22 protein-coding genes are annotated in these 25,106 nt (G+C 63.2%); 5 read left to right on the forward strand and 17 right to left on the reverse strand.

The genetic code is table 11. The features are described from left to right. Nucleotides 1-70 precede the first annotated feature (70 nt). A complete protein-coding gene (gene aspT, locus E2I15_RS26230) occupies nt 71-1,765 on the reverse strand; it encodes an aspartate-alanine antiporter (protein ID WP_137479239.1) in 1,695 nt (564 codons plus the stop codon). Between the two features lie 15 nt (nt 1,766-1,780). Further along, the gene (gene aspT / locus E2I15_RS26235; protein ID WP_137479240.1) at nt 1,781-3,472 is read right to left on the reverse strand and encodes an aspartate-alanine antiporter; all 1,692 of its coding nucleotides are present in this window, start codon (nt 3,470-3,472) and stop codon (nt 1,781-1,783) included. Between the two features lie 363 nt (nt 3,473-3,835). Between aspT (E2I15_RS26235) and aspD the strand changes: the two genes are divergently transcribed. Continuing rightward, a complete protein-coding gene (aspD, locus tag E2I15_RS26240) occupies nt 3,836-5,461 on the forward strand; it encodes an aspartate 4-decarboxylase (protein ID WP_137479241.1) in 1,626 nt (541 codons plus the stop codon). Nucleotides 5,462-5,562: 101 nt separating this feature from the next. Here the strand turns inward: aspD and E2I15_RS26245 are convergent, their stop codons facing one another. The 9 genes from E2I15_RS26245 to E2I15_RS26285 all read right to left on the reverse strand — a co-directional run bounded on the left by E2I15_RS26245 (nt 5,563) and on the right by E2I15_RS26285 (nt 13,628). Beyond that, a complete protein-coding gene (locus E2I15_RS26245) occupies nt 5,563-6,300 on the reverse strand; it encodes an outer membrane protein (RefSeq protein ID WP_137479242.1) in 738 nt (245 codons plus the stop codon). 172 nt (nt 6,301-6,472) lie between these two features. Then, the gene (locus E2I15_RS26250) at nt 6,473-6,703 is read right to left on the reverse strand and encodes a hypothetical protein (protein WP_137479341.1); all 231 of its coding nucleotides are present in this window, start codon (nt 6,701-6,703) and stop codon (nt 6,473-6,475) included. A 190-nt stretch (nt 6,704-6,893) separates the two neighbouring features. Further along, complete coding sequence (locus E2I15_RS26255; RefSeq protein WP_246668101.1) at nt 6,894-7,328, reverse strand: hypothetical protein; 435 nt, start codon at nt 7,326-7,328, stop codon at nt 6,894-6,896. A 17-nt stretch (nt 7,329-7,345) separates the two neighbouring features. After that, nucleotides 7,346-8,278 carry a DUF2950 domain-containing protein gene (locus E2I15_RS26260; protein ID WP_422109845.1) on the reverse strand — a complete coding sequence of 311 codons (933 nt, stop codon included), beginning with the start codon at nt 8,276-8,278 and terminating at the stop codon, nt 7,346-7,348. After that, nucleotides 8,275-9,984, reverse strand: coding sequence for a DUF3300 domain-containing protein (locus E2I15_RS26265; protein ID WP_170991539.1), 1,710 nt, complete (start codon nt 9,982-9,984; stop codon nt 8,275-8,277). The genes E2I15_RS26260 and E2I15_RS26265 overlap by 4 nt, the downstream gene beginning before the upstream one ends. Before the next feature lie 99 nt (nt 9,985-10,083). Further along, a complete protein-coding gene (locus E2I15_RS26270; RefSeq protein ID WP_246668102.1) occupies nt 10,084-11,418 on the reverse strand; it encodes a TAXI family TRAP transporter solute-binding subunit in 1,335 nt (444 codons plus the stop codon). A gap of 91 nt (nt 11,419-11,509) precedes the next feature. Further along, on the reverse strand, nt 11,510-11,935 hold the full coding sequence (locus E2I15_RS26275; RefSeq protein ID WP_246668103.1) for a hypothetical protein: 426 nt from the start codon (nt 11,933-11,935) through the stop codon (nt 11,510-11,512). Nucleotides 11,936-11,959: 24 nt separating this feature from the next. After that, complete coding sequence (locus tag E2I15_RS26280) at nt 11,960-13,192, reverse strand: HlyD family secretion protein (RefSeq protein ID WP_137479244.1); 1,233 nt, start codon at nt 13,190-13,192, stop codon at nt 11,960-11,962. After that, nucleotides 13,185-13,628 (reverse strand): hypothetical protein, encoded by a 444-nt coding sequence (locus tag E2I15_RS26285; protein WP_137479245.1) that lies wholly within the window; start codon nt 13,626-13,628, stop codon nt 13,185-13,187. The genes E2I15_RS26280 and E2I15_RS26285 overlap by 8 nt, the downstream gene beginning before the upstream one ends. 155 nt (nt 13,629-13,783) lie before the next feature. Between E2I15_RS26285 and E2I15_RS26290 the strand changes: the two genes are divergently transcribed. Both E2I15_RS26290 and ppk2 read left to right on the forward strand, forming a co-directional pair. Next, complete coding sequence (locus tag E2I15_RS26290) at nt 13,784-14,236, forward strand: hypothetical protein (protein WP_137479246.1); 453 nt, start codon at nt 13,784-13,786, stop codon at nt 14,234-14,236. Between the two features lie 26 nt (nt 14,237-14,262). Continuing rightward, nucleotides 14,263-15,063, forward strand: coding sequence for a polyphosphate kinase 2 (ppk2, locus tag E2I15_RS26295; protein WP_137479247.1), 801 nt, complete (start codon nt 14,263-14,265; stop codon nt 15,061-15,063). A 41-nt stretch (nt 15,064-15,104) separates the two neighbouring features. On the opposite strand, the gene E2I15_RS26300 is transcribed toward ppk2, so the two are convergent. From E2I15_RS26300 to E2I15_RS26310, 3 genes are all read right to left on the reverse strand, one after another. Continuing rightward, a complete protein-coding gene (locus E2I15_RS26300; RefSeq protein WP_137479248.1) occupies nt 15,105-15,539 on the reverse strand; it encodes a hypothetical protein in 435 nt (144 codons plus the stop codon). Between the two features lie 91 nt (nt 15,540-15,630). Then, entirely contained in the window at nt 15,631-18,381 is a 2,751-nt protein-coding gene (locus tag E2I15_RS26305; RefSeq protein WP_137479249.1) for an aminotransferase class I/II-fold pyridoxal phosphate-dependent enzyme, read from the reverse strand. A 177-nt stretch (nt 18,382-18,558) separates the two neighbouring features. Beyond that, complete coding sequence (locus E2I15_RS26310; protein ID WP_137479250.1) at nt 18,559-20,253, reverse strand: SulP family inorganic anion transporter; 1,695 nt, start codon at nt 20,251-20,253, stop codon at nt 18,559-18,561. 164 nt (nt 20,254-20,417) lie between these two features. Here E2I15_RS26310 and E2I15_RS26315 point away from each other — a divergent pair, with 164 nt between their 5' ends. Beyond that, a complete protein-coding gene (locus E2I15_RS26315; protein ID WP_137479251.1) occupies nt 20,418-21,305 on the forward strand; it encodes an alpha/beta hydrolase family protein in 888 nt (295 codons plus the stop codon). 57 nt (nt 21,306-21,362) lie between these two features. Continuing rightward, nucleotides 21,363-21,914 (forward strand): invasion associated locus B family protein, encoded by a 552-nt coding sequence (locus tag E2I15_RS26320; protein WP_246668104.1) that lies wholly within the window; start codon nt 21,363-21,365, stop codon nt 21,912-21,914. 16 nt (nt 21,915-21,930) lie between these two features. Here the strand turns inward: E2I15_RS26320 and E2I15_RS26325 are convergent, their stop codons facing one another. The 3 genes from E2I15_RS26325 to E2I15_RS26335 all read right to left on the reverse strand — a co-directional run bounded on the left by E2I15_RS26325 (nt 21,931) and on the right by E2I15_RS26335 (nt 25,070). Further along, nucleotides 21,931-22,305: a response regulator transcription factor gene (locus tag E2I15_RS26325; protein ID WP_137479253.1), complete on the reverse strand. Its 375-nt coding sequence runs from the start codon at nt 22,303-22,305 to the stop codon at nt 21,931-21,933. A 169-nt stretch (nt 22,306-22,474) separates the two neighbouring features. Continuing rightward, complete coding sequence (locus tag E2I15_RS26330; RefSeq protein WP_137479254.1) at nt 22,475-23,107, reverse strand: response regulator transcription factor; 633 nt, start codon at nt 23,105-23,107, stop codon at nt 22,475-22,477. Nucleotides 23,108-23,225: 118 nt separating this feature from the next. Then, on the reverse strand, nt 23,226-25,070 hold the full coding sequence (locus tag E2I15_RS26335) for a sensor histidine kinase (protein WP_155262575.1): 1,845 nt from the start codon (nt 25,068-25,070) through the stop codon (nt 23,226-23,228). Nucleotides 25,071-25,106 lie beyond the last annotated feature (36 nt).

The following is a 25,106-nucleotide window of genomic DNA, read 5'->3' on the forward strand; positions in this document are numbered from 1 at the left end:
GTGTGCGTAGCGATCTGGCGAGGCCACGGGCGGATTGCGGTCGTCCGGACCCGGGGGAGTCCCTGCCCCGTCATCCAGCGAAAACGACGACCATGATCGATCCCCAGGTTGTCAGCAGAATATTGGAGATCGGATAGGCGGGCGTGTAGCCCAGCACCACCACCGAGCTGCCCGAGCGCTCCTGAATGGCAGCCATCGCGGCCGTGACCGTCTGTGCGCCGGTCAGCGCACCGAGCAAGAGGATCGGGTTCATGCGCAACACGAAATGGCCGAAGCAGAAGCCGACGATCTGCGGCAACAGGGTGACGATCATGCCGCCCAGCAGCAGCCCGATGCCCGACTCGCGTAGCGCGGAAAGGAAGATCGGCCCGGCATGAATCCCGGTCAGGCCGACGAACGCAGCCAGTCCGAGCGACGTCATCAGGCTGATGGCGCCGTCGGGGATCCGGCCGAAATACGGCAGACGGGTGCGGAGATAGCCGACCAGAAGTCCGGCGAGCAGCGTGCCGACGCTGGTGCTCAGCGAGATCGTGACGCCGCCAACGGAAACGCTCAGGAGAACGCCAACGAGACCGCCGAGGAAGATCGCGAGCCCCAGCACCACGAAATCGATACTGGTGCTCGGCGCAACAATGACGCCGATGCTTTTGGCCGCATTTTGCACGACGGTTTCGGGGCCAACGATGCGAAGCAGATCGCCGCGCTGCAGAACCGTGCCGGCAGCGATCGGGAGCGCTTCACCGCCCCGGCTCACCGAGCGCAGATAAAGGCCGCGCGTCCAGTCTTGTTCGGACGCCTGCTGGAGACTGCTGCCTGCGAGCTTCGCGTTGATCAGGAATACGTCTGCCGAGATCAGCGGGATATCGAGGAGCTCCCGGTCCTCCGCCTCCTCCCCGCGCGGTCCGATCAGTTCGACGATGATCTGGCGTGGCGCCGACAGCGCGACAACATCGCCTGCCGCGAGCACCGTTGCAGGCTCCGCCTCGAGGATGCGCTCGCCGCGACGGATACGGTGGATGAATACGCGTTGCCCGGGCACGCGGGCTTCGGCGGCCGCAACCGTCAGCCCAACGATCGCAGCGTGAGCATCCAGCCGGTAGGCGCGCAGTTCGAATTTGCGCCAGGCCGACGCGAGGCCGGGCTTGGCGCGCGTCATGCCCAGGACCTGTTCCAGCTCGAGCGCTTCGGTCTTCAGATCGATCTTCAGCAGCGCCGGAACGACAATCGTGCAGAATGTGATCACGCCGGCATAGCCGAAGATGTAGCAGACCGCATCCGCCACCGCGATGTGCGAGACAAACAATGCGCGCTGCGCTTCGGGCACGGCGAGAGAATTGACCGCGTCAGTCGCCGTACCCATGGCCGCGCTCTGGGTCAGGGCTCCGGACATCAGCCCCGCCGCAAAGCCGGGGTCGAGCCGCAGCACGCGTGCCACGACGATCGCCGCCGCAAGACCGGTAAGGCTCACGACAACGGCCATCAGCATCGGCTTCAGCCCGTCGCGCTTCATCGCCAGCACGAATTGCGGACCGACCGAATAGCCGACCCCGAACAGGAACAGCAGGAACAGGAACGATTTGGTCATGCCAGAGACCGGCACGTGCGCGAAATCGCCGACCGCGAGGCCGGCGAACAACGCGCCCGTCACCGGGCCGAGGCTGAAAGCGCCGATCCTGAAGCTTCCTATCCAGTAGCCGGCCGCGATCACCAGAAACAGCGCGAGCTCCGGATAGCGGACCAGAAATTGCTGCAGCCAGATCAACATTTTCCCGCGCCGCGGCTACGTCATCATCATCACCAGCACCATGCCCCAGATCGTCAGCAGCGTGTTTCCGACCGCGTAGGTGACGGTGTAGCCGAGGCCGGGAATCTGGCTTTTCGCGCGGTCGTTGACCATGCCCAGCGAAGCGGTCGTGGTGCGCGCGCCGGAGCAGCATCCGAGCAGGATCGCGTCGTGGAAGCGGAACACGTATTTGCCGACGAACATCGCCAGGATCAGCGGCACGGTGGTCACGACGACGCCCCAGAGGAACAGGCTGAAGCCGAGCTTTTGCAGGCCGGCGACAAATCCCGGGCCCGAGGAGATTCCGACCACGGCAATGAAGACGTTCAGGCCGACTGAGTTCATGAACCACACCGTGGGTGACGGGATGCGGCCGAAGGTCGGGTGCACGGATCGGAGCCAGCCGAAGAACAGGCCTGAGATCAGCGCGCCGCCGGAGGTGGACAGCGTGAGCGGCACGCTTCCGATCTTGTAGACGAAGGCGCCGACAAGGGCGCCGATCGCGATGGCGGCGCCGATGAACGCGACGTCGGCAACGTCGGTCGCGCGATCCGGCCGGCCCAGCAGCCTTGTGGTGGCGGCGACATCGGACGTGCGGCCGACCAAGGTGAGGATGTCGCCCCGATTGATCTTGGTGTTAGGCAGGATCGGAATCTCGGTCGCGATCGCGCCCCGGGCGATCCTGCGCAGGAATACGCCGCGAGCGCCCGGTTCCCTCGCCAGCTGCTCCAGCGTCTTGCCGTCGACGTCCTTGCTGGTGACGTAGACATCGACGCCTTCGATCGGCACCGCCAGCAGCTCGCGGTCGTCAACCTCCTCGGCCTGTTCGCCGATCAGCTGCACAAGCACATCGCGGCGCCCGGCCACGGCGACGACATCGCCGGCATGAATCACGGTGTCGGAGGTCGCCTCCACGGTCTTTCCGCCCCGCCGAAGCCGGAGAACGAAGATGCGATGATCGGGAATCAGCGCCTCGGCCTGCTCGACCGTCTTGCCGACGACCGGCCCCCGCTCGCTGACGCGGTAGGCACGCAGGTCGAACTGGTGCCAGGCCGTCCCCGGGCCGCCCAGCTCCTTCTTGCCGCCATGCTCCTCCTCGTATTTCTTGCACGCGGTTTCAAGGTCGATGCCGAGCAGCGCGGGCCCCAGCAGCGCCAGCACGATCGCCGACCCAACCGTGCCGAAGATATAGGTCACCGCGTAGGCGACCGGCATGGCATCGAGCAGCTTCTTGGCTTCGTCTGCGGGCAGACCAAGGCGATTGATGGCGTCGGTTGCGAGGCCCATCGACGCGGAAATCGTCTGCGAGCCGGCATACAGCCCGATGGCCGATCCGACGTCGTAACCGGCGAGCTTGGCGCCGAGATACGCAGACAGCAGACAGAAGACACAGACCACCGCCGCGAAAACCGCCTGCGGAACGCCGTCCTGCGCGATGCCGCGCACGAATTGCGGTCCGACACCGTAACCGATTGCAAACAGGAACATCAGGAAGAAGAACGGCTTCAGCGGCCCCGAAATGGTGATTCCGATCTGGCCGATGATGACCGCCGCGATCAGCGTCGCAGTGACGGCGCCGAGACCTAGACCCTTGTAGGTGAAGGATCCGAAATAGTAGCCCAGGGCCAGCGAGAGGAAGATCGCAATTTCAGGATAAGTGCGGAGCGTCTGGAAGAGCCAATCGATCATGATGTCACCCGTTCATGCTGTCCCGGGGCTTCGGCGTGCGCCCGCTTCGATCTCATGCGGGGGGCCGAAAAGGGCGAGCAACCGTATCGGTCGACATCAGACGGCGGTTGGCGAGCAGGATATTGATCTATGTCAACCGCAACTGCGAGAGCCTTGCGATTTCATGATCTTGCCGACACCACGCGCGTGCCCTGCACATTGCATCGTGAGCAGCTATCCGTCGTAGCGATCGGACCGCTTGCGCGCGACCGTTGACATAGATCAAGGCTCGCCACCGGCCGCCGATCATGCTGCGCGCGATTGCGCAGGCAACAGAGCCTGTCGCCTCCATTCCAACAGCCTGCATCGCCCCGGGAGTGTCAAATGGCCGATCTTCTAACCCTGAAGAAATTCGAGGCGTTGAGCCCCTTCGAGATCAAGGACGAACTGATCAACCTCGCCAAGAGCAATTCGAAGCGGAGCCAGATGCCCTTCCTGAACGCCGGGCGGGGCAATCCGAACTGGGTGGCGACGACGCCGCGCGAAGGCTTCTTCCTGCTGGGACAATTCGCCATCACCGAGAGCAAGCGGGTGATGGAGCACCCGGCGGGCATCGGCGGCATGCCTCAGGCAAACGGCATCGCCGGCCGGTTCGAGGCCTGGCTCAAACAGCACAAGGACATGCCGGGCGCGAGCTTCCTGACCGAGATGCTGCCCTTTGCAGTCAAGAAGTTCGGCTTCGATCCGGACGCCTTCGTCCACGAGCTGGTGGATTCGATCATCGGCGACAATTACCCGGTGCCGGACCGCATGCTGGTGCACAACGAAAAGATCGTGCACGAATACCTGATGTGGGCGGTTTGCGGCGAGCCCCGGCCGGCCGGGAAATTCGATATCTATGCCGTCGAGGGCGGCACGGCGGCGATGTGCTACCTCTTCAAGTCGTTGAAGGCCAACCGCCTGCTGGTGCCTGGCGATACGATCGCGCTGGCGACGCCGATTTTCACGCCCTACATCGAGATGACGCACCTGGAAGACTACGACCTGAAGATCGTTCAGATCAGGGCTCCGCAGGAAAACAAGTTCCAGTTCACCGACGAGGAAATCAAGAAGCTTGAGGATCCGAAGATCAAGGCCTTCTTCGTGGTCAATCCGTCCAACCCTCCGGGGATGGCGTTGAGCAAGGAGACGGTTGCCAAGTTGGCCAATCTGGTCAAGACCAAGCGCCCCGACCTGATGATCCTCACCGACGATGTCTACGGCACCTTCGTGCACGGCTTCCGTTCGCTGCTGGGCGAACTGCCGCACAACACCATCGGTGTCTACTCCTATTCGAAGTATTTTGGCTGCACAGGATGGCGGCTCGGGGCCATCGCCATCCACGAGGACAACATCTTCGACAAGATGATCGCCAGGCTTCCGGACGACGCCGTCAAGGCACTCGATAAGCGCTACGGGCCGCTCACGCTCGAACCGCGCAAGCTCAAGCTGATCGACCGCATCGTCGCCGACAGCCGCGACGTGGCGCTCAATCACACCGCGGGATTGTCGTTGCCGCAGCAGGTGATGATGAGCCTGTTCTCGCTCGCCGAGATGATGGACGTGAACAAGGCCTATCAGGCGGCTTGCATGGAGATCGTCAACAAGCGCCTGTGGTCGATGCTCGACGGGCTCGGGCTGGCCGACAAGCTAAGCCCGAATCCGAACTACGATGCCTACTACGCCCTGATCGATTTCGAGTTCTGGGCCCGAAAGAACATCGGCGACGCTGCGGTCGAATATCTGAAGAAGAACGTCCATCCGCTGGACCTCGCGTTCAGGCTGGCCGAAGCCCACGGGATCGTGCTGTTGAACGGCGGCGGCTTCGATGCGCCCGAATGGTCGCTTCGCGTGTCGCTGGCGAACCTGCCTGACGATGTCTATGACGATATCGGGCGCGGCGTTCGGACGATCGCCAGAGGCTATCGCGACGCCTACGAAGCAGCGAAGGGCGGAGCCGCAAAACGCTGACAGCGGCACCTGCCGCATCGAGCGTCTGATCCGGCAGTGCTGAAGCAAAGCAAGAGCCCCGGCGATGGTGCCGGGGCTCAAATGACATGGGCTCACGAAGATCAGTATCTCGCGACGACCGGCCCGCCGAACCGATAGTTCAGGCGTATCGTCAGCAGATCCACGTCTTGTCCAATCCGGTTGGCGGCGCCGGCCACGATGGGATTGACGACCGAGAACGTGTTGTTCGCATCGCCCATGAAGAGACGGTCATATTCGAGCCCGACGGACCAGTTCGGAGTGAAGCCGTATTCGAAGCCCACGCCGACGGTGCCGCCCCAACGGGTCGACGTCGCCGACGCGACCCCGATTCCGCCGACCGTGGTCCAGATGTCATAGCGATTGCTGGTGACCGCTGCACCGCCCTTCACATAGAACAGCGCGGCATCCCAAGCCCAGCCGAGCTGGCCGGTGAAGAGACCCAGGCCGTCGGTCTTCGTTGTCGTCGAGAACCTCGGATCGATCAGGCTGAGGCGCGAACTCTTCAGGTCCGCCCAATCACCCTGTCCTTCCAGGCCAAACACGAACTGGCCGGCCTGCCAGCGATAACCGAGCTGTCCGCCGAAAACGCCGCCGGAGCGCGAACTGCACCCGTCGGCCACGACGCCTCCGAGGGCGGGGAGGAAATCCCAGCAGGTCCGGCTCTGACCCCAGCCGCCATTGGCACCGATATAGAAGCCGGTCCAGTTGTAGACCGGCGGAGGGACCGGCACAGGCGCCGCCTTGACGGCCATGTCAGCCGACAATGCCGGCGTGGCCATGCCGACTATCGCGGCGACAGAAAGCAAAAATCTCTTCATGGAATGATCTCCGGGTCTCATCGCGTTAATCGAGAACAGCAACCATTGCGCTCACCAAATCGGTGCAACAATCGAAGCCTAGATGCGGGTCACGAAAAACCGCGTGCCAAAATGGCAACACTCAAGGGCAATCGAACACTGCGCGCCTGGTTGCTGCTTTTGGCATCTGAGCTCACTGCTCGACGAGCCAATCGGCGATGTTCTGCGAAGTGATCAATTGCCTTGGAAGATGTGGATTGATGGTGCCGGCAAACACGACCAGCCCTTCATCCAGTTTTGATCGCGCGAACGCCTTGGCTTCCGATTCGCTTGCAAATGTTCTGGTCTCGCGAGGGCTACGCGCCCTTCGATTCAGCAGACCACGTTGGCGGATCTCGAAAGTGACGTACCAGATGGCCAGCACCGCGACACCAAGGAGAACGGACAGCCCAACCGACACATCATCCGGCCGTCGGTGGCGCCTTGATCTTGGTCAAGCGTTCCGGTCCGTAGAAATACGGGTGCAGCATCTCGGCGCGGCGGCATCGCAGGTCATTGAGCGGCCGACGCCCAGCCCTGCATCGAGAATGAGGCAAGGCAAATGACGCGCGAGTTCACCGCAGCGAAATCGTGAGGCCGCCCAGATTGGCGGCGAATTCCAATCCTGCTTTCGGTCCCTTGAGCATGAGCACAACGCCCTGTTCATTTCGCAGGCTCACCCCGCCTACGCCACCGGCCCATGCGCCGCCTGCTCCGACCAGCGTGTAGCTGCCGGCGAAATCGTTGACGTCCCTGATGCCTGACGCGGTGCCTTCCAGCCAGGTCACCGACGCGCCGGCCGTCACGCCGAGGCTGAAGCCGGACGCGATGAACCGATAGTGCCGCCCGCGGTAGGTCAACGTGCCGCTGCCGCCGCCGCCGCCCACGACGAGCGCCGCCTTCACGAACTTGACCTGGACGTGGCCGACGGCCTGCGCGAAGCATGGCGCGACCGGAAGGACCATCGCCGCAAGCGCCAGTACGACGGAACGGATCACGGATCGCGTCACTGCAGCCCCCTCCTCGCTCAGGGATTTGCCGGGTCCACTTTCTTCCAGGTCTGATCCGGATCGAAAACGATCATGCGCTTGGCGAGGAAATCGGTGCGTGAGCCGAGATCCTTCTGATAGACCGTGCCTGCGTGGTTGACCAGGAAGGTCATGACGCCGGAATTGCCGTATTCGGCGGGATAGGCGACCAGCGCGAAGCCGCCGATCATCTTGCCCCTCACGACATAGTTCAGCGCGCCGCCCGGGGCGTCGGAGCCCTGTGCCTTCAGGATCCGGTAGTAGTAGCCGTGGTACGGCATGCTCTGCTCGCCGACCTTGTAGCCTTCCGCAGCGGCCTGGGCCGCCAGTTCGCCGAGCGGGCTTGGATCCTTGTCGTCGCGCCAGAACAACCCGTCCGTCTTGCCCGGCCTGCTGACGATGCGCTGGGCATAGGCGCCCACACCCTCGCCGCGATCCTTCTCTGCGTATTCGTTCTGTGCGTCGACATAGGCAAGGCAGGTCTGGATCGCGGCCAACTCGTTGCGGCCGATCCTGCGGTAGAGGATTTCGCGACGTCCCGCGGCGGCGTCGAAACTCCAGCCGTCATTGTTGTTGACGAGCGGGATCGGGAACGGGAAATCGTCCCTCCCCAGAATCAAGGTGGCTCTCTTGTTGCCGTCAGCCTTGATCGAATGCTTGGCGTCGTAGGCGGAAAGAAAGCTCTCTCGCGCATTGGCGTCGGCGACATCGTCGCCCGATTCGATGATATCGGCGGCATCGCGGCCCAGCACCTTCAGCATCGCCCGACTAGTGCCGGCCTTGACCGCGGTTGCCAAGGCGGACGCCGCGTCTTCCGGATTGGGGAAGCCTTGCTGCGCGCGCGCAGGAGACAGCAGCAAGGCGAGTGCCGTCGCCGCGGCCGCGCCGATCGAGGCAATACGATCCATTCGCGAGTATGAGGGGCCTGTCATCGTGGTGCCTCCGACGGGGACGGAATCTTCGCGCCGGTGGCAAGCCAGTCGTGGTAGCTGCGGAACTTGAGTCCAAGCTTGTCGTAATAGACCCTGAGATAGCCGTCGGCGCCGCGCGCCACCGCCGCCGGCATGACCTGCTCGACCTCCTGCGCCATCACGCCGACATAGCTCTTGTTGCTGCCGAGATAGCTGAAGCGATAGTAGCCGAGGCCGTTGGCGAGATGTCCAAGCAGCTCGATATCGTGCTTGAGCGCGATGTCGGAGCGTCGTCCACCGCCGCCGCCGCGGAAGCCGCCACCTCCGCCACCGCCGCGGAAGCCGCCTCCGCCGCCGCCATGGAAGCCGCCACCGCCACGGCCGGCAAAACTTGCACCGCCGCCGCGCGGCATGCTGGCCATACTCGATCGCCCGCGCGCCGATGCCGCCGCAGCCGCCCGTCCGGACGATACGTTCATGGCGCCACCGCGACTGCCACCGCCACGATTCGCAGCAGCTGCGCGGTTACCGGCATTGCCGCGGTTGGCGGCCTTTGCGCGATCGCCGCCGCCCTTGGCCTTGTTGCCGGCGCCGGCGCCGGCGCGGTCGCCGCCCTTGGCGCGATCGGCGGCACCTGCGCGGTCGCCACCTTTGCCGCGATCGCCCGCACGGTCTCCGCCGCGGTCGCCTCCACGGTCCCCAGCCCGATCTCCGGCGCGATCACCGCGGTCTCCTGCCCGGTCACCGGCGCGATCTGCGCCCTGACGATCGCCGCCGGGCTTGAGAACCTGCTGACCATCGCGGCCGCGAAAATCCATCCGATCGCCGGCACCGGCCCGATTGGCGTTGCCGCCGAAGCGCTGCTGGACGTTGCTGTTGTTGTAGCGGACGCCCTGGCGATGCGCCGGATTGTGCTGCCAGCCGTTTGCGACGTTGGTGGTCCGGTGATTGACGTAGACGTTGCGGTTGCCCCAGTTGAAGCCGCCGCCCCAATAATTACCCCAGCGTCCGATCGCCCATCCGGCGCCGAAGGCAAGACCTGCCGCGATCACCCCGGCGCCGATATAGGACGGATAGCCGAAATAATACGGCGGATAGTCTGCATAGGGCCACGCGCCATAGACCGTCGCGGGATCGTAATAGGGCACGTAGACCGTGTTCGGATCGGTCTGCTCGATGACGATGACCTGCTTGCTCTCCTGGGTCTGGACGCTGACTTTCTGCTGCTTGGTCGTCACCAGCTTGTTGTTGGCCTGCGCCTTGCTGCGCAGCCGCTGGATCGCATCCATGACGTCTGGCTGCTGCGCCAGCACGGCATCGCCCAGATTCTTCGTCCAATCGATCTTGTCGCTCATCATCGCGAGCACGTCGGCGGTGCTCGCAAGCGCCTTTACGCTGTCATCCCAGGCCTGCTTGTCGACCTCGGCCTTCAGCGCATCCCCTTTCAAGCTCTTGCGCTCCTTGAGCCAGCGATCGGCCTGCACGACCTCGAGCGGATAGGTCGATGCCGCCAGCACGTTGGCGAGCAGCGAGTCCGGGTAAAGCGCGATCGGCGCCACCAGGGCTTCCAGCTGTTCCGGCTTCAGGAGTTGATCGGCAGGCTGCGTTGTCGCCGCGGCCGGCTGGCTGGTCTGGGCCGGCGGCTTGTCGGCAGTCTGCGCGAATGCGGCAACGGACGTCACCGACACCAGCACAACCGCCAGCAGAGTCTTGCCCCAACGGAACATCGCGACCTCCATCGACACCAACGGTCGACAACATCGGTCAGGATTCCGTCCCATCCTTGATCAAGATCAAGGAAACCGCCCTTCCGGTCAGCTGTCGGCTCAGCTTTCGACTCGGCTTTCGGCTTGGCTTTCGACTTGCCCCGACTGTCGCGACGCAAGGTGGATGCGGCGATCGTGGATCAGGTTCTCGAGCCGATGGGCCGCAACGTTCACCGCCGTGACGGCGCGCTCGGCCTTGTCGTCCGCGACCGGCTGGTCGCGCTGCGTTCGCAGCACCTGGTCGATTTCGCGCTCGATCTCTTCCAGCTCCGACTCACGCCCGGCCGCGCGGACCCGAGGCCCCAGCGCGTAAAGCGTGTCGAGCGCCTCCTCGCGGCTCGGTGTCTCGACCGGTCGGAGGAATTTCCACGCTGCCGCAAGCACGGACGCAAGTCCACCGGCGATCATCGGCGCCAGGAAGATCGCATTGCCCCACTGGTCGAGAAAACTCTCCCTGGTCCCCTCATAGACCGCCGCCGCCCCCGGATGCACCGGGATGTAGGCGCCTGCGTCGGTATCGGGCGTCGCGATCTGGGCAAGTGCCGGCAACTCGGCAAGCAAATCCCGTCGCGCATTCATGATCGACTGCGTCAGGTCGCCGATCAGGTCATTTCCGAGCTTCTTCTGTGCCACCAGATAGAACGACGTCTGCAGCGTCGTCAGGTCGTCGGCAGGAACAGGCGGCGAGCCGCGCAAGGTCCCCTTCGGCACGTCGAAGCTTTCATAGGCGCGCTCCTTTTCGGCGATGGCTCCGGCGGACTCGATGGCGATCGTCACCGGGCCGGCCCGCGTGGTGCGCGAGAAGACATTGCGCAGCAGCGAAAGATATTTTTCGGTCAAAGGTATGACGAGCAGGATCGCCCGGACTTCCTTGGCATCGAGCGCCCGGCGCGCGTCCGCGGGGGCGAGCGGCTTGAACGTCACGCCCGCGCGCGTCAGGTCGTATTCGTCGGTCAGCACCTTGATCAGCTTCTGATTGGCCTCGGCGCCGATCACGCCGATGGTGGCGCGTTTCAACTCCGCCACGTCGGATATCGCCGCGCCGGGCGGCGCGACCAGCAGGACGGTGGCGTGGGCCAACACGATAACGGCCTGGGCTTGCGAGAGATCGCCGACGTCTCCACGCACGACCGCGAGGTCGACCTTTCCGGACGCGAATGCCTTGGCGGACTCAAGCGGTCCCGGCGTCTCGACCAAGCTGAGCCGGACTGGCGCTTTCGACTGGGCAAACTTCCCCGCGATCGCCGAGACCAGCCTGCCGGCCTCGCCGTCGACCGACCCGACCGCGATCGTCAAGGTCGTCGGCCGCTCGTACCAGCGATAGGCCAGCAAGCCTGCGCCCCCAACCAAAAGGACGAGGCCGGCCACCAGGGCGATGCGCAATGACCTCGGCAACCTGCTGGGATCCACGGCGTATCACCCAGTCGGTCCGGCGTCAGCCGACAACGATCCGGCGGCGCGGAGCCAGCGCGGGGAGCGGACGCCTCTAGATCTTGCAACGATGATAGTTGACCTCCATCCCCTCGATGCCCGGGAACTGGCGCGTAATGGTATCGTCGTCGACGGCCTTAAGGAAGAACTGCACATTCGATACCATGATTCCGGACGCGCAGCCGACGATGATGTTGATGGTCTGGCCGTCGTCCTTGCGCGATTTGATCTTGCAGTTCTCGAACTTGCCCCGCAGGCGATCAGGCTCGGCAATGAATCCGCCGCCATAGACGCCTGAGAAGTTCGTGAAGGTCAGCTGGTTCGCCCTGCCCTTGTGGGCGAACACTTTTCGGCATTGCTCGGCGCTCGTGGCCCAGGCGCCCGTGAGATCGAATGCGTGCGCGTAACCCGGCAATCCGAAGATCATGCCCAAGATCACGCCCGTCGCCACGATTGCACGAAACTTACAGCGCGGTTTCATATGCCGTCTCCCTGTTCACGCCCTTCAATGACCGCTTAACACCAGCGTCTTGATCGGCAGCAGCAGAGCCTGGATCCGGAGCAGCAAAGCATGGACCAGCCCGGTCGCGTCGACGGCGTGCAGGGCAAAGCCCTTCAACGCGCCGGTTTTCGGATCGTCAATCACGTCATGGTTGCTGGTGTAGGCATTGACGATGCAGGTGCTGCCCGGCGTCACACCGTCAAGCCCCCCCTTGTATAGCGGCTCAAGGAACACGAGGATCGAACCCGGCTTTTGCAGGTTCTGCGGGTCGATCAACAGCTCGCTGGCCCGGAACTGGCCGGCGGCAATGAAATCCTGCACGCTGGTGATGACCAGCGGAATGATAACCCAGGGTCTCGAGATGCACGCGGCTTCCGCGATCATGCCGGGCTTCATCACCTGGGCCTCGATCTGCCCGAATCCGGCCTGCAACCTGTTCCGGCCCGATTCGTCGGGTATCATGATTCCGGCCGGTCGCATGATCTGGGCGACGAGGTCCCCGGGGCGAACGAGGAATTGCTCGACACGGCCGTCGACGCCGGCACGGACGAAGGTCTTGTCGAGATCGACTTGCGCCTGTGCGCGCGCGGCCTCGGCGCTCGCCTTCTCGGCCGGCAACAGCGTGGAGACGCGCAGCGTCGCCGATTCCTTGGCAGCGCTGGCGGCATCGACGCCGGACTGCCGCTGATCGACCAGCACCTGCAGCTTCTCGATGTCGCGTTGCGGCACGATGCCGGGATTGCGGCGTTGCAATTCGCTCTTCACATCCAGCTCGTCCTTGGCCTGCTGCAATGAGGCTTTCGCCTCACCGACCTGAGCGTCTGCCTTGACGACGTCGGCCTGCGCCGAGATCAGCGACGCATCCACCTCGGCGACCTTTCGCTTGGCGGTCTCGAGCGCAGCCTCCTGCTTCGAACTATCGAGCCGGAACAGGACGTCACCCTTCTTCACCGATTCGGTGAAGCCGACATTGACCTCAACGACGCGGCCGGAGCCTTCAGGCAGGATCGGCACGGTCCTGAAGTAAATTGCCGCGGAAGTCGTCGAGGGATGAAAGTAGAAGATCATCGTGATCAGCGAAATCGTGAGCATCAGGCAGCCGGTGATCCCCCACCTCAGTTCGTACCAGACGGAGAAGAACGTGATCTCCTTGCCGAACCGCTTGCCTTGCCAATAGTGGCGGTAGAGGTAATCCGGCAGGATCGTCACCAGCGAGCAGAGCATGAGCTCAAACATGGTTGTGCACCTCTTGCTTCGCCGGCGTTCGGACGTCGGGGCCGCCGCCGGATGTGGGCTCGGCTTCGGGTTCAGCAGCGGGCGCACCCGGCGTGGCGTCGGCAATGCGCTCGACGGAATCGGCAATGCTTCGCATCGGTGTGCCGAAATCCGGCAGGTCGATGAGTGCCAGCAGCAGGCCGGCGACCCAGAAGATATGCATGTGGGTGAAAAGAGAGATCAGACCGAGGACGGCGACGAACTCAAACTGCAGCTTCTGGGACTTGTGCGCCAGCCGCTCCGGCAGGCTGTGCAACTTCCAGTATAGGGTACCAACCCAGAAGATTGTACCCACAAGGAAAAGGCCCATCACCACCATCAGTGTGTCCGACCCGTCGGCGCCGGGAATGAAAAACGGCAGATGATGGGGGGCTGCCGGATGGATCTGTTCGCTCAAGTTTCATCTCCCTTCCGAGCACCAGGCGCGTCGCAGCCGTGCCCGCACCGTGCCTTCCTGCCGCGCGGCTAGCTTGATTTGGATCAAGGAAGCCGGTCGGCTCATCCCTACCGTGCCGGGGGAAAGGTGGAAGATCGGGCTTAGGAGTCCCAGCCATGCGAGACAAGATCGATGACCTGATCCCCAAGGCACACGAGATCCAGAAGCAGGCCGCGCTGAAGGAAGCGGAAAAAGCCGAGGAGCATGCCAAGCGTGCGGCTGCCATCGAAGCCGAGAAGCGCGCGTTGATCGAGCGGCTGAGCAAGCCCTCCGGGCTCAGCGAGGACGAGAAGGTCAAACTGGCGTCGACGGTGATTCAGCGGGCAGTGCGCAACGGGTTGAGCGAAGTGCAGGTCTATCGCTTCCCCAATACGCTGTGCACCGACAAGGGGCGAGCCATCAATCAGATGGAGGCCGGCTGGGAGAAGACGCTGACAGGCATACCCAGGGAAATATACCAGCTTTGGGCTGACTACCTGCAGCCGCGCGGCTACCGCATCCGCTATCAGGTCGTTGAATACCCCGGCGGCATGCCCGGCGATATCGGAATCGTCATTGCCTGGGGCTAAGCACTCGAACGATGGACGGGGTATCGATGGCGAAAGACAAGCCTGCCGGCAAGATGAAGCGGAAGGACTACGAGGAAAAGCTGCAAAAGCTGCAGATCCAGCTCTGCCATCTCCAGGAATGGGTCATAGCGAACAAGCTCAGGGTCATCATCCTGTTCGAGGGACGCGATGCGGCCGGCAAGGGCGGAACGATCAAGGCCCTGACCGAGAAGGTCAGCCCGCGCGTGTTTCGCGTGGTCGCCCTGCCCGCACCATCCGACCGTGAGAAGTCCCAGCTCTTCCTCCAGCGCTACATGCAGCAGTTTCCGGCCGCGGGCGAGATCGTGATCTTCGATCGCAGCTGGTACAATCGCGCAGGCGTCGAATATGTGATGGGGTTCTGCACGCCGGCGGAGCACAAACGGTTTCTCTCGCTTTGCCCGCAGATGGAGCAATACATCATCGAGGGCGGCATCATTCTGATCAAGCTGTGGCTCGAGGTCGGGATGGACGAGCAGGAACGCCGCTTCAGGGCCCGGATCGACGATCCGCTGCGGCAGTGGAAGCTGAGCCCGATGGACACGGAATCCTACCGCCGCTGGTATGATTACTCCCGGGCACGTGACTTGATGTTCAAGGCGACGAGCTCGAAACACGCGCCCTGGAACGTCATCCGTTCCGATGACAAGCGGCGGGCGCGGCTGAACTGCATCTCGTTCCTGCTGAAGACAATTCCTCACGGACGGGTCAGGCGCGACAAGGTCAGACTGCCCAAGCGCTCCAACAAGGGTCGCTACAACGATCGGGCTGGACTGCGCGGAATGAAGTTCGTCGAGGAACGATACTAGAGGTCCAGGCCGCGCCGGGTGCGGCCTGGATCACTCCGGACCTATTTCAAGCGGATGGAAACCCCGCCCACAGCGGCCGAGACCTCGGCGCCGACCTTCGGGCCGCTGAGCTGCAGGATCACGCCATTGGCGTTCTGCAGCTGCACGCCGCCGGCGCCCGCGGCGATCGCCCCACCGGCGCCTGCAGCGCTGTAGGAGCCTTCGATCGAGGCAGGCCCTCTGAGATTGAGGGCCCGCCCGACCAGCTTGGTGGTCGAAGCGCCGATCGTGAAGCCGACGCTCATGCCCGACACCGTGAACGGATAGTGCTTGCCGCGCAGGGTCAATACGCCCTCGCCGCCTCCGACACCAACGATGAATCCACCCTTGGTGAAGATGACGGCGACCGAGCCGGTTTCAGCCGGCGACGGCGTGCTGAAGCCGGCCAATCCAATTGCCAACGTAGCAAGAGCTCCGATCAAACTCACTTTCCTCATGGTGTCCCTCCGGAAACCGGTTGCGTTACGACTTGTTGCGCAAGATTCATCGCCGCAAGAATGCGAAGACGCCTTGCGGACTCTCCTTCGTCTATGATGCAGCCTTGAACTTCGGCGCGGCCGCTCGCGGCTTGCCCGTCCTGGCCAGCGCCTCGGTCGTCACGAGCTTCAGGCCCTCGGCCGCGTCGTAGCCATGGATCTCCTTCACATCCAGCTTGCGCATGAAATCGATGGTCTCCTGCGTGATGACCTGGCCAGGGACCATGATCGGGAAGCCCGGCGGATAGGGAATCACGAAGCTGGCGGAGACGAGATCGGGCCCGTTCTTCAGGCGCCTGTCGATCTCGGGATCGTTCAGGCGAATATATTCGCATCCTGCAGCGTCATAAGCCGAATAGAACCCGCCGCGGATGTCCCCCTCATTCGTCCTCGCGCCGGCATCGCCGCGATAGGCGTCGTGGAAATGCGAGAAGTTCGGCAGATCGGGGACATCCTTCATCAGGCTGTTGACCCGCATGTCGAAGTCGACCCTGGCGTTCGCGCCGCCCTTGACGAGGCCGCGGTCGATTTCACCGGAGATTTCGGCCAGCACCCGGACGAGATGCGCGACATCGCTCCGCGTATTGTTGATGTTGGACTGGATCAGGACCGAATTGCGCGAGGTCTTGTTGACCTGGATGTTGTAGCGGCTGGCGAGCAGCCCCTTGAACGACGTTCCGTCGTACCCGGCGGTGCCGCAGACCAGCGTCATCCGGGTCGGATCGAGACAGAACTCGTCGTCGTTCAGGCTCTTCAGGGCGCTCGCCCAGTTGGTCCCGGCCGCCAGATAGTCGGTGAATCCGCTCTGGCGATACTCCTTCGGCACCATGGCATCCGCGCCGAGAACGCGGAAATATCTCGAAATCAACGGATTGGTGTTGACCGCGTTGCGGATGGCGAACGCGATCTCCATGGCATTGGCCACCAGTCCATATCCCTCGAGCTCCATCTGCCGGCGCGAGACGTCGAGGCTCGCGATCAGCTGCTGGTTCGGGCTGGTCGAGGCGTGCGTGAATACGGCCTCCTTGAACTGCGCTTCGACGGTGTGGAATTCGATGTCCTTGACCGCCAGCATCGAGCCCTGCCGTATCGCCGACATCGACTTGTGGGTCGAGTTGGTCTGGTAGACGCGCAGCCGGATCTGGCGCGGATCGGGGATCAGCCTGGTCTTGAGCAGAACCTCGTCGGAAGGATCCTTGCCGAGCTCGGCCTGCTGTTTCTCATAGGCCGCAACCGACTTGGGATCGTGCATCCAGGCTTCGATCTCGTTCGCCGCGCCCATCGCGGTTCGCCGCCTCAGGAACGGCGAAAACCGCGCGAAGCCAAACCAGGCCTCGTCCCAGAGGAAGATCAGGTCGGGCTTGATCGCAAGGCATTCCTCCATCACCCGCCGCGTGTTGTAGATATGGCCGTCGAAGGTGCAATTGGTCAGGTCGATCATCTTGACCCGGTCGAGCCGGCCGTCGGCCTTCGCGTTCAGAAGCGCCTGCTTGATCGTCTGCAACGGCACCGCGCCATACATCGAGTATTCCGTCATCGGGAATGCCTCGACGTAGAGCGGCTGCGCGCCGGCCAAGACCATGCCGTAGTGGTGCGACTTGTGGCAGTTGCGGTCGACGATCGCGATGTCGCCGGGACCCAGCAGCGCCTGCACGGCCATCTTGTTGGATGTCGAAGTGCCGTTGGTCACGAAGTAGACGCGGTCGGCGCCGAGCGCGCGCGCGGCCTTCTCCTGCGCCTTCTTGATGTTGCCGGTCGGCTCCAGCATGCTGTCGAGGCCGCCGGTGGTCGCGCTGCTCTCGGCAAGGAACAGGTTCAGTCCGTAGAATTCGCCCATGTCGCGGATCCAGTCCGACTTGAACACGGACTTGCCGCGCGCGATCGGCAGCGCGTGGAAGGTGCCGATCGGCCGCTGCGCGTATTTCTTGAGATTGTCGAAGAACGGCGTGTCGAAGCGGTCCTGCACGCCTTCCAGGATCGAGAGATGCAACTCGAGGATATCCTCGACCGAATAGAAGACCCGGCGCACCACATCGGCCTCGGGGTTACCGGCAATGGCTTCCACGTCGCGATTCGACATCAGGTAGATGTCGAGCTCCGGTCGTACTCGCTTCAGAATGTGAGCCAGCCCCAACGCGGTAGCGTCGGACTCATGGCTGAGCCCCATCGCGGTCATCATGGACCGCAACACCGGCGCATCATGACGCGAACGCAGGGCAAAGCCCTCATTGATCACGACCGCCGCAATATTGGGGTTCAGCATTGCCGCGCAGAAGGCGTCCTCGAGACTGCCCACCATCACGGCCTCATAGATGAAGGCGTCGACCGGACGCCGCAGCCTGCGCCATTCGGCCGAGAGGCCCGGCCAGTTGCTGGCTGGCACCCCGGTCACGATCAGGGTCTCAAAGTAGGGACGGCGCGCCGCCGAATGTCCGAGCGTTGGCGGGAGCAAATCCGGAACGTCGCCATTGCCGTCATCCTGCGTGCTCCAGTCACCGGCATGCTGGCGGAAGGATTTCGTCTGAAGGGCCTGCGCGATCCGCGTCGCAAGCATATGCGAGGTGGCGGCGTCGCCCGCCGCCGCGGCTTCCTTCAGCGCCGTCATCAAGCGCAGGCCCGGGTAGCCGTGAAACTCCTCGGTGACGGCCAGGGCCGACAGCGCCGCGTCATACGCCGCGCGGTCGCCGCCGCCGCTCCATAGCTTTGCCGCCTCGACCAGATCGCGCCAGTTGTCGGCGCGTCCGCCGGGTCCGGAGAAGAACTGGTCGATGCGCTGCTGTGCCGGCTTCGCGTCGTTGGCCATGAGTGTCTCCTGATCTCGTGATCTCAGCGCTGGTTCTGTCTAAATCGTAAGAACTGGGGCCATTGCTCCCTTTGATCCAAGTCAAGCTGCAACTGGATTGGGACAGCATCCTAGGCTTGTGTGATCGCGACGTCTTGCGACGCAACAAGGTTCGAGCAGTGCGCACGGCGGCGGACGCTAGATGCTTGCCTGCGGCTTCTTGTTGCTCAATACGCTGTCGAGCGTACGCATCCAGTCGCCGCTATCGGTCTTATCGGCAAGACCATCCGCCCGAAGCAGATCCCGCAACTGCGCGTGCGCGCCCACGATGCAGAGTGTGATCTGGCGCGATTCGAGCTCCTGGTGAAGGTCGTGCAGCATGCGCGAGCCCGCAAGGTCGATGAACGGCGAGGCCGACAGGTCGCAGGCCACCAGCTTGACGTCTGGCGACACCCGAAGCGCCGCCAGCACCGTTTCGAAGATCGTCTCGGCATTGACATAAAGGAGCGAGGTCTCCGGGCGGAACGCGATGATCCCGGTCAAGGGCTCGACGTCATCGTGTCGCGCCCGGTCGGAATAGCGCCCACTGCCGGCTTGACGGCCCAGAAACGCGATATTGGGCTGGGACGCGCGCAACAACAGCAGGAAGATCGAGGCGACGGCCGCCAGCAGCACACCCTGCAATATCCCGAGGAACAGCACGGACACCAGCGCGATGATAGCGGCATAGAAATCGATCCGGCTGATCCGCCACATTCTGGCGAGCGCCGAAATGTCGACCAGTTTGTAGACGGCTGAGAAAACGATCGCGGCGAGCACGGTCTTCGGCAGATTGGTCAGCAGGCCCGTGAAGAACAGCAGGCAGAGCGCGAGGGTTGCCGAACAGAACACCAGCGCCAGCGGCGTGCGTGCGCCGGCGGCGTCATTCACGGCCGACTGCGACAACCCGCCGGCGACGGGATAGCCATGCCCGAAGGCTGCGGCGAGATTGGCCGCGCCGAGTCCCAGAAACTCCTGCCTGACATCCAGCGGGTAGCCGTGCTTTGCCGCAAAGCTTCGTGCGGCAGACACTCCTTCCACATAGGCCAGCACGAGGCATCCGGCGGCGATCGGAAAGAGATCGTCAAATTCGAGCAGACCAAATGTCGGTAGCGAGATCGTCGGCAACCCGGTCGGGATCAGCCCGGTCACCGGCAAACCCAGCTCTGCGAGCCCGAATGCGCTGGCCGCGAGGATCGACAGCGCGACCACTGCCAGCCCAACGGGCTTTCCAGGGAGCCTGCGCTCGCCGAGCAGGAGCAGCACCGTCGCAGCCACACCAATGCCGAGCACCAGCGGCCTGGTATCGCCGAGCTGGCCGGCAAGCTTGATCACGCGGTCGAAGAAGTTGTGGCCGCCTCCGGCGACGCCGAACAGGCTGGGCAGCTGGCTCACGATGATGGTGAGGCCCGCTCCGGCCTTGAAGCCCACCAAAATACTATCGCTGATCAACCGCACCAGCAGGCTGAGCTTGAACAGCCAGGCGATCAGGCAGAGCACTGCGACGCTGAAGGCCACGAGACTGGCAATCTGTCCATAACGTGTGGCATCGCCGCCGGCCAATATGCCGACGGCGCCGGCGATCATCAGCGAGATCGCCGAGGTGGGTCCGACCGCGAGCTGCCGGGACGAGCCCAGCAGGGCGTAGCCCACGCCGCCGAGCAGATAGCCATAGACGCCGATCTGCGGCGGCAGACCCGCGAGCCCCGCATAGGCCAGCGACACCGGGATCGCGTAGGCCGCCAGCGTGACCCCGGCGATTGCGTCCGCCCCAAGCCAGGATACGCGGTAGTCGGCGAGCCAGTTCGCCGGCGGAAACCAGCGCATCCGACTCCTCTCTGCCTGGATCGACATCAAGCCCGCCGTATGACGCCACTATGGTCGCATGTGGTTGCGCCGGCAGGTCCGATGCGCGTTGATTCAGATCAAGCCTTGCAGCCCTCAATGTGCTTCTGATCTTGCGCGGCTCGATCGTCGTGACCTGCACATTTGCCAGAATAACTGCCGGAGCGTATGGCATGCGTCAGCACCGCTTACGGAACCTCGCAACCGCAGCGCTGCTGTTGCTTGGCCTGACCGCTCCGGCACGCGCCGATGACCAACAGTCACCCCAGCGCATTCAGGAAGAGATCTGGGTGTTGCCGACGCCGCTGCCGATGTTCGCTTATCTGGTCCGTCCGCTCGGCGATGGTCCTTTCCCGCTGGTCATCATGAACCATGGCGTGTCACTGAACGCCAGGGATCGCAGCTTTTTCCCGCTGGTCGAATTCCGTGATGCCGCCATGTGGTTCGCGCGGCGCGGCTACCTCGTGGTGGCGCCGGTCGGGACCGGTTATGGCGCGGCAGCCATTGATATTCCCGAACGCGGTCTTTATGGCCCGTTCTTCTCCAAGATCGGGAAATGCACCAATCCCAATTTCCTCGATGCGGGCCTCGCCGTCGCGCAGGTCGATCTTTGGATCATTGATTACATGGCCGCCGAAAAGCGCATCGTACCGAAGGACGTGATCGTCGTCGGACAGTCGGCCGGCGGCTGGGCGGCGATCGCCCTGTCCAGCCTCAATCCACCGCAGGTCAAGGCCATCATCACCTTCGCGGCGGGCCGCGGCGGCCGTGTCGACGGCAAGCCCAACAACAATTGCGCTCCCGACAGACTGGTCGAAGCGACCGGCGCGTTCGGCCACACCTCGCGGGTGCCGATGCTGTGGCTCTACATCGAGAACGACACGTTCTTCGGCCCGGCCCTGTCAAAGCGAATGCACGAGGCCTTCTCGCGTGCCGGCGGGCGAGCCGAATACCATTTATTGCCCGCGTTCGGCGACGAAGGGCATTTCCTGATCGGCTCCCCCGCTTCCATTCCCACATGGTCGCCGTTGGTCGAACGATTTCTGGACAAGATTCGCTAGGCGGCCGTTTCCGCTGGAGGAGTATCCATGGTCCGATATGGTGCCTTGGCGAAATTGGTGCTGCTTGCGGCCGGCATCAGTGCTGCCCACGGTCAACAGATGCCTTCACCGCCGGCAGCAATGAAGGACGGTGGCGAAGTGGCCGCGCGGGGGACACGCCCGCCGGTGCGAGATATCAAGTATGGCGAGTGGCGAAAGCTCTGCTTCAATGCCGCCGGGGCCAAGACATTATGCCGAACGACGATCACCGGCACCTTCGGCACCGGACAGACGGCCGTTCGCGTCGATCTGATCGAGCGTGAAGATGGCACCGATCGCCTCCAGCTATTCCTGCCGGTCGGGATGTACCTGCAGGCCGGCGTCAAACTATCGGTCGACCAGAAGCAAACCTATCGCCTGCCCTACACCTGGTGCGTGACCAACATGTGCATCGCGGCCGATGTCGCCGACCCCAAGCTGCTCGAGGAGATGGACGGTGGAAAGGTGCTTTCGATCGAGGTGGTCGACACCAGCATTCTGACCATGACGACATCGGTGCCACTCGACCGCTTTGCGACCGTGCGCAAGGGGTCACCCGCGTTGACACTCGATCAGGCCATCGATGAATGATCGAGACCAGTGGCCGCTAGACCACGCCGGCCAACAGCCGTTCAATCGGTTGGATCAGCGAATTGGCAGTGAATGGCTTGGTCAGATAGGCCACGCATCCCGATGTCATTGCCGCCATGCGCGTCGCCGGATTGTCATTTCCGGTGATGTAGATGACGGGGATTGCGATGCCCTGATCCGCCAAACGGTGCCGCAGTTCGATCCCGGACCCATCGCTGAGATTGACGTCCAGTATCAGACAAACCGCGCTGTCAAAGCTGCCATGTTTCAGCAACGCGCTTCCGGTCTCGAATAGCCTGGATGCAAAACCACATTGCCGCAGAAGCCGCCCGATCCCACGGAGCATGGAAGGATTATCATCCACGACGAAAACGAGTTTCGCGGTCGGCAAATCCTGGAGCCTCTTCCTATCGCTGAATGACCTTCGCCCGCGTGTGGATAAAGGGCACGTCAAGCGGCTACCGGCGCGCAATACTGGCGCAGCCAATATCGGAGATACGCCCCGTCACAAGGCTTTCATATTGTACCATGGGACATGAGGGGCAGAGCCGCCCGGCAGATCAAGCCTTGACTTCGCCACCGGACGCGCGCGTGCCGAGCTGCTCGGCGATCGAAACCAGCTCGGCAAGTGACTGCACCTGCATCTTCTCCATGACCTGGTGACGATGCGCCTTGATCGTGCGTTCGGTCGTGCCAAGTTCGTGAGCGATCTGCTTGTTGATCCGACCGCGCACAATCAGATCGAACACCTGCCGTTCGCGCGGGGTCAACTTCGCCAGCAGCGCGCGCAGTGAGTCGAGCCTGGTTCGCCGGCCACGAGCCAGCTCGTGCCGCGCAACGGCGCGGTTGATCGCCTCGATCAGCTGTTCCGACGCGATCGGCTTGGTCAAAAAATCTTCGGCACCTGCCTTGATCGCCTGGACGGTCGTCGCTGTGTCGGCATATCCGGTCAGGAAAACGATCGGGAGCGTCGACCCCAGCTCGTTGAGGCGGCGCTGCAGCTCCGGACCACTCATTCCGGGAATGCGTACGTCCAGCAGGATACAGCCGGTCTCTCCGTCGTCGGGCAATTGGTCGAGCAATTCACCGGCCGATCCATACGTAGCAACCCGATAGCCTGCAAGCTTGAGCCGGCGCTCGAGCGCTGCACGAAACGAGGCGTCGTCGTCAACTATGTGCACGTAAGCGTGCATTATTGGCTCCACCGCCTGCCGATCGCCGCTACTTATTGAATGACCATCAGCCATGGCTGAAAATACTGCGTTGGTCGTAAATCGAACCTTGCTCCTCGGCAAACAAGACCCAAACGCGCTACGCCGCCAGCGGCAGTGAGAGGTGGAATACCGCGCCTCCTCCAGACTGGTTCTCGGCCCAGAGCTGACCGCTATGCGCCAGAACGATCGTCCGCGCGATGGAGAGGCCAATGCCCATGCCCTGCTCCTTTGTGGTGAAGAACGGATCGAAGATGTCGTTCAGCCTGTCCTGCGGAATTCCCGGCCCGGAATCGCTGATGGAAATCACCGCCGACGCGTCCCCATTGACCTCCGTACGACCGATGATGGTGCGCCCGTAGGGCATTTTGGCCATCGCGTCCATGCTATTGACCGCGAGGTTGAGAATGACTTGCTGCAACTGCACCGGGTCACCTTTCACCCGCAGGGTCTGCGGCGAGGTCTGCAGGTAGATTGCGACGTTGCGCGCCGAGGCCTGCAGCTTGAGGAAATCGAATGCTTCCTGCATGGTCTGGTTGAGGTCGATCTCCTTCTTCTCAAATGGCGCACGCTTGAGCAGACTGCGCATCCTGCGGATCACCTCGCTTGCACGCAGATCATCGCGCTTGATGTCGGAAATGATTTCCCGCACCTCCTGAAGGTCGGGTGTCGGCGAAGCGAGGATCAGCTCCGCGCTCTCGGCATTGGTCAGGATCGAGCCGAGCGGCTGGTTGAGCTCATGGGCGATCGAGGACGAGAGTTCTCCGGCAGTCGCCTGCCGATTGATATGGGCGAGCTCAGACAGGCGATTGCGGGCTTCGACCTCGGCGCTCCGCCGCATGTGACGCTCATGCAGCAGAAACGCAATCAGAGTTGTTTGAACCAATAATGCCGTGGCCAGGGCGACGGCGCGCCAACGATATTTTTCCAGGAAGGTCGGTTCGCGGAAGCGAATCTCGCTACCTTTTGGCAGACGGGCTTCGCTGACGTTCCAATGCTGCATCTGCCGCCAGTTGAAGATCGGCTTCACCGCATCGATGACCGACGGTGGCAGGCTTTCCGGTGCCTCACCATCCAGAATCCGCAGCGCCCTTCCTGCAGCCTCGGCACCGATCAGAGACGGGACCATAACGAATCCGCCGATGCCACCCGCCCCGAGGAAGGTCTCCGCAGCGACGACAATCGGGCGGTTGGCTCTTGCCGCGACGAATGCGAGGGCATCCGAGGGCGGATAGTAGTTGCCCTTTCCGTCGCTATAGAGGCCCGTGTAGATGATCGCGCTACGGTCGGGAAGCGCTGCGACCCGCTCAACGATCTCAGGCATCGGACGTCCGATGATCTCGACGATGTCGAGTCCCGGAATGCCGGCCGCTGCCTGGTCTTTCCAGCTGCGAAACAGAACCTGCCCGTCCCACTCCGCGCCAACGAGCGCGACGGTCTTGAGGTCCGGCACCACGGCACGGGCGGCCGTGACGGCATCCCTGAGCTTCGAGCTCAAGATGCCGCCGGTGACATAGGCGGGCGGCCGCAATCGCTTGAAATCCGCCTCTTCGACCAGCGCAAACACGATGGGCGTATCGGGCCATAGCTGCGGACGCCAGCGGAGCGCAAGTTCAAGCGCAGCCGCTCCAATGGTGACCACCACGCCGATCGGCCGATCGCGATATTTTGCCTCGAGGAATCGCCGGAAATCCTCCTGATAGGCCTCGCCACCGAAGCGATTGAGATCGAGGCTCTCCGTGTAGACGGTGGTCGGTGCGTGACCGTGGGTGCTCACCGCATCCCGTAAGCCAACGAACACCTGGTAGTAAAAGGGGCCACGCCGATCAGACTGGTCCAGCACAAGCATCGAATGCGGGCGCATCCCTTGCGCCCGGAGGACAGCCGGCGCCAACAGCGCAGCCAGCAGAATGACCAGTCCAGAGAGCCGAATTGCCTTGCCCATAGCGTTCGGAGCCGGAGACCAACGGGTTCAAAAAAT

The organism is Bradyrhizobium sp. BR2003 (genome assembly GCF_009720285.1).
GTDB classification, from domain to species: Bacteria; Pseudomonadota; Alphaproteobacteria; order Rhizobiales; family Xanthobacteraceae; genus Bradyrhizobium; species Bradyrhizobium elkanii.

Excerpts from the sequence above, each read along its gene's own strand:
- aspT (WP_137479239.1), bottom strand. The coding sequence starts at position 1,765 with ATGTTGATCTGGCTGCAGCAATTTCTGGTCCGCTATCCGGAGCTCGCG.
- aspT (WP_137479240.1), bottom strand. The coding sequence starts at position 3,472 with ATGATCGATTGGCTCTTCCAGACGCTCCGCACTTATCCTGAAATTGCG.
- aspD (WP_137479241.1), top strand. The coding sequence starts at position 3,836 with ATGGCCGATCTTCTAACCCTGAAGAAATTCGAGGCGTTGAGCCCCTTC.
- E2I15_RS26245 (WP_137479242.1), bottom strand. The coding sequence starts at position 6,300 with ATGAAGAGATTTTTGCTTTCTGTCGCCGCGATAGTCGGCATGGCCACG.
- E2I15_RS26260 (WP_422109845.1), bottom strand. The coding sequence starts at position 8,278 with ATGACAGGCCCCTCATACTCGCGAATGGATCGTATTGCCTCGATCGGC.
- E2I15_RS26265 (WP_170991539.1), bottom strand. The coding sequence starts at position 9,984 with ATGTTCCGTTGGGGCAAGACTCTGCTGGCGGTTGTGCTGGTGTCGGTG.
- E2I15_RS26275 (WP_246668103.1), bottom strand. The coding sequence starts at position 11,935 with ATGAAACCGCGCTGTAAGTTTCGTGCAATCGTGGCGACGGGCGTGATC.
- E2I15_RS26280 (WP_137479244.1), bottom strand. The coding sequence starts at position 13,192 with ATGTTTGAGCTCATGCTCTGCTCGCTGGTGACGATCCTGCCGGATTAC.
- E2I15_RS26290 (WP_137479246.1), top strand. The coding sequence starts at position 13,784 with ATGCGAGACAAGATCGATGACCTGATCCCCAAGGCACACGAGATCCAG.
- ppk2 (WP_137479247.1), top strand. The coding sequence starts at position 14,263 with ATGGCGAAAGACAAGCCTGCCGGCAAGATGAAGCGGAAGGACTACGAG.
- E2I15_RS26300 (WP_137479248.1), bottom strand. The coding sequence starts at position 15,539 with ATGAGGAAAGTGAGTTTGATCGGAGCTCTTGCTACGTTGGCAATTGGA.
- E2I15_RS26305 (WP_137479249.1), bottom strand. The coding sequence starts at position 18,381 with ATGGCCAACGACGCGAAGCCGGCACAGCAGCGCATCGACCAGTTCTTC.
- E2I15_RS26310 (WP_137479250.1), bottom strand. The coding sequence starts at position 20,253 with ATGTCGATCCAGGCAGAGAGGAGTCGGATGCGCTGGTTTCCGCCGGCG.
- E2I15_RS26315 (WP_137479251.1), top strand. The coding sequence starts at position 20,418 with ATGCGTCAGCACCGCTTACGGAACCTCGCAACCGCAGCGCTGCTGTTG.
- E2I15_RS26330 (WP_137479254.1), bottom strand. The coding sequence starts at position 23,107 with ATGCACGCTTACGTGCACATAGTTGACGACGACGCCTCGTTTCGTGCA.
- E2I15_RS26335 (WP_155262575.1), bottom strand. The coding sequence starts at position 25,070 with ATGGGCAAGGCAATTCGGCTCTCTGGACTGGTCATTCTGCTGGCTGCG.